The sequence below is a fragment of the Rhodoferax saidenbachensis genome, assembly GCF_001955715.1.
In the GTDB taxonomy this organism is placed as follows: domain Bacteria; phylum Pseudomonadota; class Gammaproteobacteria; order Burkholderiales; family Burkholderiaceae_C; genus Allorhodoferax; species Allorhodoferax saidenbachensis.
This window is the reverse complement of record NZ_CP019239.1, coordinates 2859168-2871617: the sequence shown is the minus strand read 5'-3', so window position 1 is coordinate 2871617 and position 12450 is coordinate 2859168. Positions and strand designations below refer to the sequence as shown.

Genomic DNA, 12450 nt, shown 5'->3' with positions numbered 1-12450 from the left:
TCGGCGTTTGGGCTGTGAGGCTATTTGTGCAGCCAGTATTCGCGCATCAGTGCGTGCGACCACGCGGGCTGCTGAACTTCCGTGCGCGGCAAAAATTCAGCCATGACGGGCTTGAGGTCTATGACCGGTGTGCCGTCGATGGCGTCCAGCTCGGCCACGTAGAGTTGGGTGCCTTCGCAGCGCAGCACGCGGCAGATGGTGCTGCCCAGCCGGTTGTGGCGGTTTTTGCCGCGCTGGGCAAAGATGCCCACGGCGGGCCAGTCGGGGTTGTTGCGCGGGTGGCGTGCGCCGCTGACTATTTTTGCTTCGTCCACAGCGTGGAACAGGTACAGCACTTCCACGTGGGAAAACTCGGTGATGCCCTGCAGCGCATCCGCCGCAAAGCGCGCGTTTAGCGTGATGCAAGCTTCTTCGCCACCCCAGAAGTCGTCTTCGGCGTGGGGGCGGATGGCGCTTACTTGGCCTATGGGTTCTATGGTGTATGGCATGGAGGGCAGGATAAGCACAGCGGCGCGGTGGCGTCAATCGTGGCCTGCGCGCCTGTTTTGGGTTTGGGGTCTGAAAAACGCAGTTTTCACTAAAAACTGCGTTTTTAGTGAAAGCTACGCTTTTCTGCAAAAGCACTGCTTTTCGGGCTTTATTTCCGCGCTAGTCAAAAGTCGACCCTGGCGACACTGTGTGCACCCACTACTGCGCAAGGGGACCGCCATGCAAATCCAACGTCTGAACCATCTGACTTTTCCACCCGCCACCCCTCAGGTGCCTGCGGGCAAGGCTGATACGCCCACACCCGCGGCAGACCGCACGACTGCGCTTGCCTCCGCCAGCCCAACCGCACGCACTGCGCCCAGCCGGCCTGCGGTGGTAGACGCCAAACCCGTCGCACCTGGTGTTTCCGTCGATCTGGAAAGCTCGCAACGCGCCCAGGCTGCCGGCACCTATGGCCGCGACGGTGTGTTGGCTGGCAAGGCCAAACTGCCTGCTGACGCCACACCCGCCGAGCAATTTGTGGCCTCCGCCGTGAACACCCTGCGTGACTTCGAGTCGGGCAAGGCATCGTTTCCATCGGGTGAAGGCACGGCAGCCGGGCAAGCTTCCGCACAGGCCGGCATGTTTGGTGGCCTGAAGCAAGCCGTTTCGCGCTTCAATCTATTCGCCTAACCTCATAGGGGGCTTTGTATCCCACCCGTACGCACGGGGGCAGGGATAATCCGCGCCATGGATCTCATCATGGCGCTCTTCGATTTCATCTTGCATGTGGACAAATACCTTGAGGTGTTTGTGCAGAACTACGGCTGGTGGGTCTACGCACTCCTGTTCCTGATCATCTTTGTCGAAACCGGCGTGGTGGTCATGCCTTTCCTGCCCGGGGATTCGCTGCTGTTTGTGGTGGGCACCATGTGTGGTGCAGGGCTCATGAGTTTTTCGATGGCCGTGCCTGTGCTGCTGGTGGCTGCCATTCTGGGCGACCAGTGCAATTACTCCATAGGCCGCTACTTTGGCCCCAAGGTGTTTCGCTGGGAGCATTCCCGCTTCTTCAACAAGGCGGCGTTTGACAAGGCCCACGCCTTCTACGAAACCTACGGCGGCTTCACCATCATTGCCGCCCGCTTCATGCCGTTCTTGCGCACCTTCGTGCCGTTTGTCGGTGGCGTGGCAGAGATGGGCCGCACCAGGTTCACGCTGTTCAATATCGTGGGCGCCGTGTTGTGGGTGGTCGGCGTTTGTACCGCCGGTTACTTCCTCGGCAGCTTCCCCTGGGTCAAACACAACCTCGACAAGATCATCTGGGCGATGATTTTGATTCCGGGGCTGGTGATTGTGTTTGGGGCGCTGGGGAGCCGGTTCAAGACGTCTGCTTGAGGGACGTGTTATGCGGCCAGCGGTTTGAACATGACATAGGCATCGACGTAGCCTTTAACTTTGTGTTGAAACGCGCCGGGCAGGGTGCCGACGATGGCAAAGCCATGCTTCTTCCAGAGGCGAACTGCCACTTCGTTGGTTGAAACAACCAAGTTGAACTGCATTGCTTTAAATCCAAGTCTGATCGCCTCGGCCTGGGAGTGTTCGCACATCGTTGATGCGATACCTTGACCTCGCGCGTTGGCTGCGACGACGTATCCGCAGTTGCTGACATGCGAGCCTAGACCGGGTTGATTCGATTGCAGTTTGTAGGTACCGAGCAATGAACCATCGTCCGCGAAGACGACGTAGGTGGCGAGCGGCGCTTCAATCCATACCTTTTTAATCTCGGCCTCTGTACTGTCTGGCGCAAATGCATAGGTATCACCAGCCGCGAATGTGGAGTGGAGAAGAGGCCATAGGCGTGACCAGTCTTCCGGTTCGTAGCGTCGAATGATTGGCTTGGTAATTCTTGGCCCCCTAACGAATAATGTGCGCAAAGTTCATTGAAACCAGTATCAAACTGAATTTTGTAGCGGAAAGTCCGGTTTCGCCGCAGAGCCGAGGCGTCTACAGACTGAATGCAGAAATCCGTTGCGCTCAGAAGCAGTCGTAACGTAAAAGTAACCGGCGACCACTAGGTGCGCCCGGAGGAAGCGGACGCCCGTGGGAGTCCGGGTTGACGGATAGGTTATATCTCACTGCCCACGCTCGCCACACAACTTGCACTTTATGTATTTCGCCGGAGGAAAGATTGCCCTGCACACGAGCAGCAGAACGAATGCAAGAGCAATTGCCGGCCAGTTGCGGCGCTCAAAGAACTCTTCGGAACCGCAAGAAGCGCAGCGCCGCAACTCCGGCGGGAATTCTTCGACTAACGCAGCCTCCAAGTGACCCTGGTCGCGCAGCGCAAGGATGCTTTGTGCATGCGCAACGTCCTCACGACGAACAAGCAAACGCACTCCACCAAAAACACGAGACATAGGCCACCAAGCGCTGACTATGTGCTCACTGCCCAGAAATGCAGGTATGCCTTCGGACTCAAGCAGTGCTCTCCCAATGTGCGCATGCCACGGACTTGTGTGTGTCTCGATTACGCTGAATGCAATGACTTGGTCCACGATTGAGCCCTAACGAATAATGTATCGAGTGGTTTCGGAACATATTAGACGGGATGGGCCACAGAATTCACGATTCTCACGCCTCGGAACCAGCTTGACCATCCCCCATTCGGGTGATTTTTTGAGCGTCCGCTTCCGCCGGCGGATTCAACCGGTCGATGCAACACACTAAAACCTGCGTGAGCAGAAGGAGTGTTGCCAATGAAATACAGAACAAGGATTTACTACACGGAAAGCCAGAAGGCTTTGATGTGGGAACGCTGGAAGAAAGGTGAATCTGCAGCAGATTGCGCAGTTGTTTAACCGTAACCACTCATCCGTCAATCGTATCCTCGCTGAGACTGGTGGAATATGCCCACCACAGCGTAGCCGCTCTGCGCTAGTGCTGAGCTTGGCCGAGCGGGAAGAGATATCACGCGCACTGGTGACAGGGCAGTCGATCCGCTCAATTGCCTCCCGGCTTGGGCGAGCGCCATCAACCGTCAGCAGAGAGATATTGCGCAACGGCGGTCAAAGCGGCTACCGAGCAACCCAAGCTGACCAGGCCGCCTGGGACAGAGCGCACCGCCCCAAGCGCTGCAAGTTGGTTCAGAACCCAAGCCTGGCCCACATCGTGGCAGGCAAGCTCCAGCGGCAGTGGGCACCGCAGCAGATCGCAGGATGGTTGAAGCATACTTATCCGTGCGACGGGAACTACCACGTGTCACACGAAACCATCTACCGCAGCCTCTTTATTCAAGCCCGTGGCGCCTTGAACAAGGAGCTACTGCAGCATTTGAGACGCACCCGGGCCATGCGCCGTTCGCGCCACCACACCCAGAAGACAGACAACCACGGCAAGATCACAGACACGGTGTCCATCAGCGAGCGTCCAGCTTCGGTGGAAGACCGGGCCGTGCCAGGCCATTGGGAAGGTGACTTGCTCTTTGGAAGTATCAACACCCAGATTGCGACACTGGTTGAGCGGCAGACCCGCTACGTAATGCTGGTGAAGGTTGCCAGCAAAGATACTGAGACGGTCGTCAATGCACTGATCAAGCATGCGCGCAAGTTGCCCCATGAGCTGTACAAGTCATTGACCTGGGATCGTGGCAAGGAGATGGCAGGCCACAAGCGCTTCACCTTGGCCACAGACATCAGTGTTTACTTCTGTGATCCCCGCAGCCCTTGGCAGCGTGGGAGCAATGAGAATACGAACGGTCTGCTGAGACAGTACTTCCCCAAGGGAGTAGACATATCTGGATACTCACAGGCCCAACTCAATGCGGTGGCGAGAAGGCTTAACGAGCGTCCACGGATGACACTAGACTATGAAACGCCTGCTGAACGATTCAGCCAACTTGTTGCATCGACCGGTTGAATCCGCCCCGCAAAGCAGCCACCCGCTAACTCGTCGTCCGATTCCGCGCCAGTGGCGGATTTTTCGCAAAATACGCCTCAATGCCACGCATCAGCGCATCGGCCAACTGGTTCTGGTAAACGTCGCTGTTGAGCTTGGCTTCTTCCGACGGGTTGCTGATGAAGGCGGCTTCCACCAGCACGCTGGGAATATCGGGGGCCTTGAGCACCGCAAACGAGGCTTGCTCGACCTTGGCCTTGTGCAGCTTGCCGACGCGGCCGATTTCACCGAGCAGGTTTTTGCCGAGCTTGAGGCTGTCGTTGATCTGGGCCGTGGTGCTCATGTCTAAAAGGGCACGCTGAACCGTTGCATCCTTGGCCTTGACGTTGAGGCCACCAATCAAATCCGCCTTGTTTTCCTTGGCCGCCATCCAGCGCGCCGCGCTGCTGGATGCGCCGCCTTGGCTCAGCGCAAACACGCTGGCGCCCTGTGGGTCAGGCGTAAAAAAAGCGTCGGCATGCAGACTAACAAACAGGTCGGCCTGTACGCGGCGGGCCTTTTGCACGCGGGTGCCCAGCGGGACAAAGAAGTCGGCATCGCGCGTGAGGTAGGCACGCATGGCGTTGCCGTTGACGGTGGCGTTGTTGATGCGTTCGCGTAGCAGGTGGGCCAGCTTGAGCACCACGTCTTTCTCACGCGTGCCGCCGGGGCCTACAGCACCCGGGTCTTCACCGCCATGGCCCGGGTCCAGCGCCACAATAATCAAGCGTTCTGTAGCCTCAGCCCCCGTGGATGTTGCGCCACCAGCTATCGAATTCGTAGCGGATTTGGGGTCGGGCTTGGGCTTGGCGGGCGATGGCGTTTTCTGGGTCTGCTGGGCAATCAGGTCGCCCAGCGGGTCACCCGCAGGCCGCGCGGCGGACGCCGCTGCAGTGGGGGCGGGGGTTGCGGATGGCTTGTCCTGCAGTCGCTCGGCAATCAATGCTTCCAGCGGGTCTGCTTCTTTTTCGGGGTACAGGTCAAACACCAGCCGGTGTTGGTAGGCCGCCACCGGCGCGAGTGAGAACACCTGGGGGCGTATCGCTTGCTTGAGGTCGACCACGAGGCGCACGATGCTGGGGGTGAACTGGCCCACGCGGATGCCGGCGATGTTGGGGTCGTCGGCCTTGACCTTGGCGACCAGTTCCTTGAGCGCTGGATTCAGCGTGATGCCCTCAATGTCCACCGCCAGCCGGGGTGGGCTGGGTACAAAGGTTTGTTTGGTCTTGAGCGCGGCGTCGGACTCGATGGTCACGCGGGAGTATTCGGGCGCGGGCCACACCCGCACCGTGACGATGTTGGGGCCGTCTGCGGAGAGCACCAGCTCGGGCAGGCCCAATACCAGCACGATGCTGCCTTGCTGGAGCAGGTCGCGGCGCTTCAAACCGGGGCTCCATGGGCCGCAATGCCCTGCAGCAGATCCACGCCCAGCGGGGTGTGCGCGGTGAGCGTGACCAGGCGGGTTGCGTCGGCGGCGGTTTGGATGTGCACGTCGAGGTCTGCGGTGGGCAACATGGCGGCGGCTTTTTCGGGCCACTCGGCCAGCTTGAGGCCGGGGCTGGCAAAGATGTCGCGAAAGCCCGCGTCTTCCCACTCGCGCGGGTCGTTGAAGCGGTAAAAGTCAAAGTGCCAGATGTTGAGGTCGGGCAGCTCATAGGGCTCCACCACGGCGTAGGTGGGGCTTTTGATACGGCCCTGCACACCCAGCGCATGCAGCAGATGGCGCACCAGCGTGGTCTTGCCGGCGCCCAGGTCGCCATGCAGGGCGATGAAGGCCAGGCCCACGCCCGGCTGTGCCGCGAGGCGGCTGGCAAACACCTGGGTGGCGAGTTCATCGGCCCATTCCTGGCTGCCAACGGCGCTGTGCACCGCCGCAGGGGCGGTGGTTTCTACAATGGGGAGGTGACGATCAACAGCACTCAATTCGACGGTAACCAGCTGGTTTCTCAAATACAGGCCTGGGCCCGGGAACTGGGATTCTCCCAAATTGGCGTGGCCGATGTGGATTTATCGTCGGCGGAGCCCGGTTTGTTGGCCTGGTTGGCGCGTGGTTACCACGGTGACATGGCCTATATGGCGAACCACGGCCTCAAACGCGCGCGCCCGGCCGAGCTGGTGCCCGGCACGCTGAGCGTGATCACCGCACGCATGGACTACCTGCCTGCAGCCACGCCCACGGATTGGCAGGGCGAAGAGCTGGCACGGCTGGAGCGCCCGGGCGAGGGCATTGTGTCGCTCTACGCCCGGGGGCGCGACTACCACAAGGTCTTGCGCAGCCGACTGCAAAAACTCACCGACCGTATCGCAGCACACATCGGCCCGCTGGGCCACCGCGTGTTCACCGACTCGGCCCCGGTGCTGGAAGCCGAGCTTGCCGCGCGCAGCGGGCAGGGCTGGCGCGGCAAACACACGCTGCTGCTGAACCGCGAAGCCGGCTCCATGTTTTTCCTTGGCGAAATTTATGTTGATATCGCACTGCCAACAAGCAGCCCGGTGCAGGAGCACTGCGGCACCTGCAATGCCTGTATCAGCATCTGCCCGACGCAGGCTATTCTTGCACCACAGCGCCTGGATGCGCGGCGCTGCATCTCGTACCTGACGATTGAGCATGCGGGCCCCATTCCGCTGGAACTGCGCCCGCTGATGGGCAACCGCATTTATGGCTGCGACGACTGCCAACTGGTCTGCCCCTGGAACAAGTTTGCCCAGCGCAGCGCGCTGGCCGACTTTGACCCGCGCGAGGGCCTGAGTGGGCAGCAACTGGGTGCGCTGTTGGGTTGGACCGAAGAAGAGTTTTTGCGCCGCACCGAGGGCAGCCCGATACGCCGCATCGGCCATGCGCGCTGGCTGCGCAATGTGGCAGTGGCGCTGGGCAACGCCCTGCGCCAGGGGGGGGGCGATGCGCTTCGGCGAGAATCCCTGCTGGCGGCATTGGGTACCCGGCTGGAGCATGCGGATGCCGTGGTGCGCGAACATGTGCAGTGGGCCATGGCGCAAGCGCCGGAGTTGGAATAAATTGGCGAACATGACTACTTTTGATTTGTTGGTGGTGGACCCCCAGAACGATTTTCTGGACATAGCTGGCGCGGCCCTGCCGGTGCCCGGTGCCAATGCAGACATGGACCGCCTGGCACAGTGGCTGCACCAGAACGTGGCTGCCGTGCAGTCACTGACCGTGACACTGGACTCCCATGCCAGCGTGGGTATTGAGCGCGTGACGTACTGGCTGCAGGCCGATGGCACGCCGGTTGCGCCTTTTACGCCCATCTCGGCTGCCGACGTCCAGGCAGGTCGCTTCCGGCCCCGTGATGCGTCACGCGCGCAGCAGACCCTGGCCTATCTGCAAAAACTCGAAGCGACGGGTCATCGCCAACTGCTGGTCTGGCCGGTGCACTGCGTGCTGGGGACCTGGGGCCACAACATCCATTCCGGGTTGGCGCAGAGCATTGCGCATTGGGAACTGGTGACAGGGCGCACCTGTGAAAAAGTGCTCAAGGGCTTAAACCCCATGACTGAACAGTACAGCGCGTTTCGTGCAGAGGTCCCGCGCCCGGACGATGCCCGCACGGCGTTGAACCAGTCGTTGATGCACCGTCTGACGGGGGGCGCTGAGACCCTGCTGGTGGCTGGCGAAGCGCTGAGCCATTGTGTGGCGGAGTCCGTGCATGACATGGTGGCCTACATGCCGACCCAGCGCCTGCGGCAAACGGTGCTGCTGACGGACTGCATGAGCCCGGTGGCAGGTTTTGAAGCGGCTGGAGAAGCGTTCCTGGAGCAGGCCCGCACGCGCGGCCTCAAGACCATGCCGCTGGCCTCGGTGCTAGCGGTCTAAAGAGCGCGCAGCACACCCAGTGCAAATGGCAGGCTGACCACGCCCAGCAGCGTGGACAGCGTGACCAGACCTGCCACATACGAACCGTCGTAGCCCATGCGGTTGGCCAGCACATAACAACTGGACGCCGTGGGCAGGGCCGAGAAGGCCAGCAGCACGGTGGTCTGCACCTCCGTCAGCCCAAAGCCGCGTGCCAGTCCCAGTGCCACCAAAGGCAAAAAGAAGTGGCGTATGGACAGTACCGCCACAGCCAGCGTCTTGGCGCGTGCCAGGGCCCCAAACTGCATGCCGGCCCCGGCGGCCATCAGGCCCAGGGCCAACGACGCGGCACCAATACGGGTGACGGTGGGCTCCAGCCAGACGGGAATCGAAAACCCCAGCAGATTGGCCGTCAGGCCGGCGGCCGTGCCAATGATGAGCGGGTTGCGCACCAGTTCTCGTACAAAGCCACGCTGCGCGTGGCGCGCCATGGGCCACACGGCGGCCACATTGAAAAGTGGCACGCATACACCAATCAACACCGCAATCAGCAGCAGGCCTTGTGGTCCGGCGATCCGTTCGGCCAGCGCCAGGCCGATGAAAGAATTGAAGCGGAACGCGACCTGTGCACTGGCTGCGTGGTCCTGGCGGTTGATGTGGGTGCGCAGCCAGGGCAGGTGCACCAGGGAGTAGGCCATGGCAATGCCCACCAACCCCATGGTCCAGCCCGCACCTATCAGGCTGGACGCCGCACGCAGGTCCAGCGGGCTTTTGACGATGGACTGGAAAAGCAGCACCGGAAAAAGAAAGTAGTACACCAGCGCCTCCACCTGCTCCCACACCGTGCGGTTGAGTGCGGTATAGCGGCACACTAGGTAGCCACACAAAATCAGCGAGAAATCGGGAAAAAGGAGTTGGGCGTAATTCACCCGGCCGAGGATAGCAGCCACGCCTTCGTGTTCGGGTTTTCACGGGGAGGCTTTGTAAGCGCTGGGAAATGTGCCCGGTAGTACCATTGCCGAAATCCTCTAGGAGATGACTATGTCCCGTCGTGTTTTGCTTGCGTTCAGCTTGGTTGCTGCATCCTCTGCCGCTTTGGCGCAGGGTTATCCGAACAAGATCATCAAGTTGCAGGTGCCGTTTGCGCCGGGCGGCACCACGGACATCATTGCCCGGGTGATTGCAGATCCACTGGGCAAAGTGCTGGGACAGAGTGTGATTGTGGAGAACAAGCCCGGTGGTGGTGGCGTCGTGGGTGCGAACGAGACCGCCAAAGCAATCCCCGACGGCTATTCTTTGGGTGTGGCTACGGTATCCACCGTGGCGGCCAACCCGGCCATCAATCCCAAGAATCCGTACAACCCGCTGACCGATTTCACACCCATCATCAATGTGGCGGCCACGCCCAATGTGATTGCGGTGCACCCCAGCTTTCCGGCCAAGGATTACAAAGGGTTTATTGCAGAGCTGAAGAAAGCCCCAGGCCAGTACTCTTACGCGACCTCAGGCACCGGTGGCATCGGTCACTTGCAGACCGAGCTCTACAAGAGCCAGACCAATACCTTCATCACCCATATTCCTTACCGCGGCGCGGGTCCGGCGTTGAATGACACCGTTGCAGGACAGGTTCCGATCATTTTTGACAACCTGCCGTCAGCGCTGCCTTTCATCCAGGGCGGCCGCTTGGTGCCCATCGTCGTGGCTGCGCCCCAGCGTCTGGCGCAGTTGCCCAATGTGCCCACCTTCAAGGAAGTGGGGCTGGAGCAGGTGAATCGCATGGCCTTCTACGGCATTTATGGCCCCAAGGGCCTGCCCAAGGAAGTTGTCGACAAGGTGAACGCTGCGGTGCGCAAGGTTCTGGAAGACCCGGCCGTGCGCAAGCGCATTGAAGAAACCGGTTCGCTGGTGATTGGCAATACGCCGGAGCAGTTCACGGCCCAGATCAAGGCCGAATTTGAGGTGTACAAAAAAGTGGTGGAGTCTGCCAACTTGCGCCTCGAATGACGTCTGAGGGGAGCATCACCTCTGTCGACAGCTTTATTGATGCCTTGTGGCTGGAAGAAGGGTTGTCCAAAAACACCCTTCAGGCCTACCGCCGCGACCTGACCCTGTTGGCCCACTGGCTGCAGGGTACAGATTTGCTGGCGGTGCAGGAGCACCATATCCAAGCCTATTTCGCGGCCCAGCACGCCGCAAGCAAGGCCACAACCTCCAACCGGCGCCTGACGGTATTCAGGCGCTTTTTCCGTTGGGCACTGCGCGAAGGCATGGTGACCGAAGACCCCACGCTGAAGCTCAACGCCGCCAAGCAGGCCTTGCGCGTGCCCAAGACCCTGACCGAAGCGCAGGTGGAGGCCCTGCTGGCGGCACCCGATACGTCTACCGCCCTGGGGCTGCGCGACCGGACCATGTTGGAGCTGATGTACGCCAGCGGCCTGCGGGTCAGCGAGCTGGTGACCCTGAAGACCTTCAATGTCGGATTGAACGAAAACGTGTTGCGCGTGCTGGGCAAAGGCAGCAAGGAGCGCCTGGTACCGTTTGGCGAGGTTGCCAGCAACTGGCTGCGCCAGTATTTGGGTGGAGCACGAGCAGGCTTGCTGGCGGGCAAACAAACCGACGACCTGTTTGTCACGGTGCGCGGGACCAACCCCGGCACGGCCATGTCACGTGTGATGTTCTGGATGGTGGTCAAGAAACACGCCTCGGCGGCTGGCATACGGGCACCCCTGTCGCCGCACACTTTGCGCCATGCGTTTGCCACGCATTTGCTTAACCACGGTGCCGATCTGCGCGCGGTGCAAATGTTGCTGGGGCACGCGGACATTTCCACCACCACGATCTACACGCATGTAGCCCGCGAACGACTGGCTGCCATGCACGCGCAGCACCATCCCAGAGGTTAATCGTGCAACGTGACAACTCGCCGCTTGGCCGCCCCAAGGCGAGTTAGCCCCCTTGGGCAGCGACCCGCGCAGCTGCGGAGCGTGGGGGCTTAATCCTCCAGTGTCTCGGCCCAAGTGAGGGCTTGCAGATGCGCCCAGTTGATCTGGTTGCTGTCCAGCCCCAGCATCGTGGCGGCGCGGGCAAAGGTGGCATCGTCACCGGACTCACAGGCCACGGTGAGTTCCAGGAAAGGCGCCAACGGGCCGGTGTTGTGAAGCAGTGCCTGGGTGACGCTGTCAGGCAGCGTCAGTGTGGCCAATGCGGCCTCCATGGACATACCCAGCATGGTGTCCAGCAGTGAAAAAACGCCCACCACAAATGCGTTGTCGCATTCCTCGGGCGATAGGACCTCGCTGGCCAGCAGTTCCATCAGGCGACCGCGCACAACGGCTGTCGTGCCTACAGCCGACGGCGTGTCACCCGCATGCGAGGTGGTCATCAGCAGGGCAGCCCACTTGAACAACCGTTTGAGCCCCAACAACATGACGGCATGTTTGAACGACGTGACTTCGGTGCGCAGGCCAAAGCCTGCCGAATTGATGAAACGCAACAGGTTGAACGACAGGGTGGGGTCGCGTTTGAGGACTTCCTCAATTTCGTTGGTGCTGGCCTGTTTGCGCACCATGTTGATGAGTTGCAGGATGGTGGCTTGCGCCGGGCGCACGCTCTGGCCTTCGACCACCACCGGGCGCGCAAACCAGTAGCCCTGGAACAGGTGCACACCCAGCTGTGAGACAAACGTAAATTGGGCTGCGGTTTCTACCTTGTCGGCAATCAGTTGCGCAGCGGACTGGGACTGGGCAAGTTTGACAAAGGTGCTGATGGTGTCGGGCTTGAGGACCGACAGGTCAAACTTGATGAAGGACGCCAGTGGCAGCCAGGCTTCGTAAGGCTGGGTGAGAACCGAGTAGTCAAACGCCAGACGGAAACCACGCTGCTGCAACTCCTGCAGATTGGGCAAACGGGTCTGGATTTGGTCTACCTGGGCAATCGCCAGCGGAGGTATTTCCAGCACCAGGCGCTCGGGCGCAACCAAGTCCAGATGACCGCCAGCGAGGCTGTCATGGGTGCAATTGATGAACAGGGTTTTCTTGGCGATCAGCGCGTCGTTGTCGGCGTTCGAGAGCGCATTGAAAAGCAGTTGCGCATCACTGGCCGCGGTATGGGCGCTGGACTGGACCGAGCGGTCAAACAGTTCATAACCCACGACTGCGCCGCTGGTGTCGAGAATCGCCTGGCGTGCTATCGCACCGGATACAGGGGGAGGGCTGACGGAGGAGGTTTCGGGCATGGTG

General features: G+C 60.7%; 13 protein-coding genes and 1 pseudogene. 7 read left to right on the top strand and 7 right to left on the bottom strand.

Features of this window, described 5'->3' with window-relative positions; translation table 11 throughout:
• Positions 1-20: 20 nt before the first annotated feature.
• On the bottom strand, positions 21-488 hold the full coding sequence (locus tag RS694_RS13665) for a TrmO family methyltransferase domain-containing protein (RefSeq protein ID WP_029708620.1): 468 nt from the start codon (positions 486-488) through the stop codon (positions 21-23).
• Positions 489-708: 220 nt separating this feature from the next.
• On the opposite strand from RS694_RS13665, the gene RS694_RS13660 reads away from it, so the two are divergent.
• Together RS694_RS13660 and RS694_RS13655 are read left to right on the top strand one after the other, a co-directional pair.
• Positions 709-1161 carry a hypothetical protein gene (locus tag RS694_RS13660; RefSeq protein ID WP_029708621.1) on the top strand — a complete coding sequence of 151 codons (453 nt, stop codon included), beginning with the start codon at positions 709-711 and terminating at the stop codon, positions 1159-1161.
• Positions 1162-1218: 57 nt separating this feature from the next.
• Positions 1219-1863 carry a VTT domain-containing protein gene (locus tag RS694_RS13655; RefSeq protein ID WP_029708622.1) on the top strand — a complete coding sequence of 215 codons (645 nt, stop codon included), beginning with the start codon at positions 1219-1221 and terminating at the stop codon, positions 1861-1863.
• An 8-nt stretch (positions 1864-1871) separates the two neighbouring features.
• On the opposite strand, the gene RS694_RS13650 is transcribed toward RS694_RS13655, so the two are convergent.
• Together RS694_RS13650 and RS694_RS21095 are read right to left on the bottom strand one after the other, a co-directional pair.
• Positions 1872-2402: a GNAT family N-acetyltransferase gene (locus RS694_RS13650; protein ID WP_420805948.1), complete on the bottom strand. Its 531-nt coding sequence runs from the start codon at positions 2400-2402 to the stop codon at positions 1872-1874.
• A gap of 198 nt (positions 2403-2600) precedes the next feature.
• Entirely contained in the window at positions 2601-3023 is a 423-nt protein-coding gene (locus RS694_RS21095) for a putative signal transducing protein (RefSeq protein WP_076069703.1), read from the bottom strand.
• A 201-nt stretch (positions 3024-3224) separates the two neighbouring features.
• On the opposite strand from RS694_RS21095, the pseudogene RS694_RS13640 reads away from it, so the two are divergent.
• A pseudogene (locus RS694_RS13640) lies at positions 3225-4383 on the top strand (IS30 family transposase).
• Positions 4384-4408: 25 nt separating this feature from the next.
• Here RS694_RS13640 and RS694_RS13635 read toward each other — a convergent pair.
• On the bottom strand, positions 4409-5785 hold the full coding sequence (locus RS694_RS13635) for an N-acetylmuramoyl-L-alanine amidase (RefSeq protein WP_029708625.1): 1377 nt from the start codon (positions 5783-5785) through the stop codon (positions 4409-4411).
• Positions 5782-6270 (bottom strand): tRNA (adenosine(37)-N6)-threonylcarbamoyltransferase complex ATPase subunit type 1 TsaE, encoded by a 489-nt coding sequence (gene tsaE, locus RS694_RS13630; RefSeq protein ID WP_051391986.1) that lies wholly within the window; start codon positions 6268-6270, stop codon positions 5782-5784. The genes RS694_RS13635 and tsaE overlap by 4 nt, the downstream gene beginning before the upstream one ends.
• Positions 6271-6303: 33 nt before the next feature.
• Here tsaE and queG point away from each other — a divergent pair, with 33 nt between their 5' ends.
• Entirely contained in the window at positions 6304-7416 is a 1113-nt protein-coding gene (queG, locus tag RS694_RS13625; protein WP_051391997.1) for a tRNA epoxyqueuosine(34) reductase QueG, read from the top strand.
• A 10-nt stretch (positions 7417-7426) separates the two neighbouring features.
• Complete coding sequence (locus tag RS694_RS13620) at positions 7427-8233, top strand: cysteine hydrolase family protein (RefSeq protein WP_051391987.1); 807 nt, start codon at positions 7427-7429, stop codon at positions 8231-8233.
• Here RS694_RS13620 and RS694_RS13615 read toward each other — a convergent pair.
• Entirely contained in the window at positions 8230-9141 is a 912-nt protein-coding gene (locus RS694_RS13615; RefSeq protein ID WP_029708628.1) for an AEC family transporter, read from the bottom strand. The two genes, RS694_RS13620 and RS694_RS13615, sit on opposite strands and share 4 nt — an antisense overlap.
• A gap of 112 nt (positions 9142-9253) precedes the next feature.
• Here RS694_RS13615 and RS694_RS13610 point away from each other — a divergent pair, with 112 nt between their 5' ends.
• Together RS694_RS13610 and xerD are read left to right on the top strand one after the other, a co-directional pair.
• Positions 9254-10216: a tripartite tricarboxylate transporter substrate binding protein BugE gene (locus tag RS694_RS13610; protein WP_029708629.1), complete on the top strand. Its 963-nt coding sequence runs from the start codon at positions 9254-9256 to the stop codon at positions 10214-10216.
• Positions 10213-11115 carry a site-specific tyrosine recombinase XerD gene (gene xerD, locus RS694_RS13605; protein ID WP_029708630.1) on the top strand — a complete coding sequence of 301 codons (903 nt, stop codon included), beginning with the start codon at positions 10213-10215 and terminating at the stop codon, positions 11113-11115. The genes RS694_RS13610 and xerD overlap by 4 nt, the downstream gene beginning before the upstream one ends.
• An 89-nt stretch (positions 11116-11204) precedes the next feature.
• On the opposite strand, the gene RS694_RS13600 is transcribed toward xerD, so the two are convergent.
• A complete protein-coding gene (locus RS694_RS13600) occupies positions 11205-12446 on the bottom strand; it encodes an EAL and HDOD domain-containing protein (protein WP_029708631.1) in 1242 nt (413 codons plus the stop codon).
• Between the last annotated feature and the right edge of the window lie 4 nt (positions 12447-12450).

What these genes read in the sequence shown, in the direction of transcription:
- RS694_RS13665 (WP_029708620.1), bottom strand. Translation starts at nt 488, where the DNA reads ATGCCATACACCATAGAACCCATAGGCCAAGTAAGCGCCATCCGCCCC.
- RS694_RS13620 (WP_051391987.1), top strand. Translation starts at nt 7,427, where the DNA reads ATGACTACTTTTGATTTGTTGGTGGTGGACCCCCAGAACGATTTTCTG.
- RS694_RS13660 (WP_029708621.1), top strand. Translation starts at nt 709, where the DNA reads ATGCAAATCCAACGTCTGAACCATCTGACTTTTCCACCCGCCACCCCT.
- RS694_RS13610 (WP_029708629.1), top strand. Translation starts at nt 9,254, where the DNA reads ATGTCCCGTCGTGTTTTGCTTGCGTTCAGCTTGGTTGCTGCATCCTCT.
- xerD (WP_029708630.1), top strand. Translation starts at nt 10,213, where the DNA reads ATGACGTCTGAGGGGAGCATCACCTCTGTCGACAGCTTTATTGATGCC.
- RS694_RS13655 (WP_029708622.1), top strand. Translation starts at nt 1,219, where the DNA reads ATGGATCTCATCATGGCGCTCTTCGATTTCATCTTGCATGTGGACAAA.
- RS694_RS13600 (WP_029708631.1), bottom strand. Translation starts at nt 12,446, where the DNA reads ATGCCCGAAACCTCCTCCGTCAGCCCTCCCCCTGTATCCGGTGCGATA.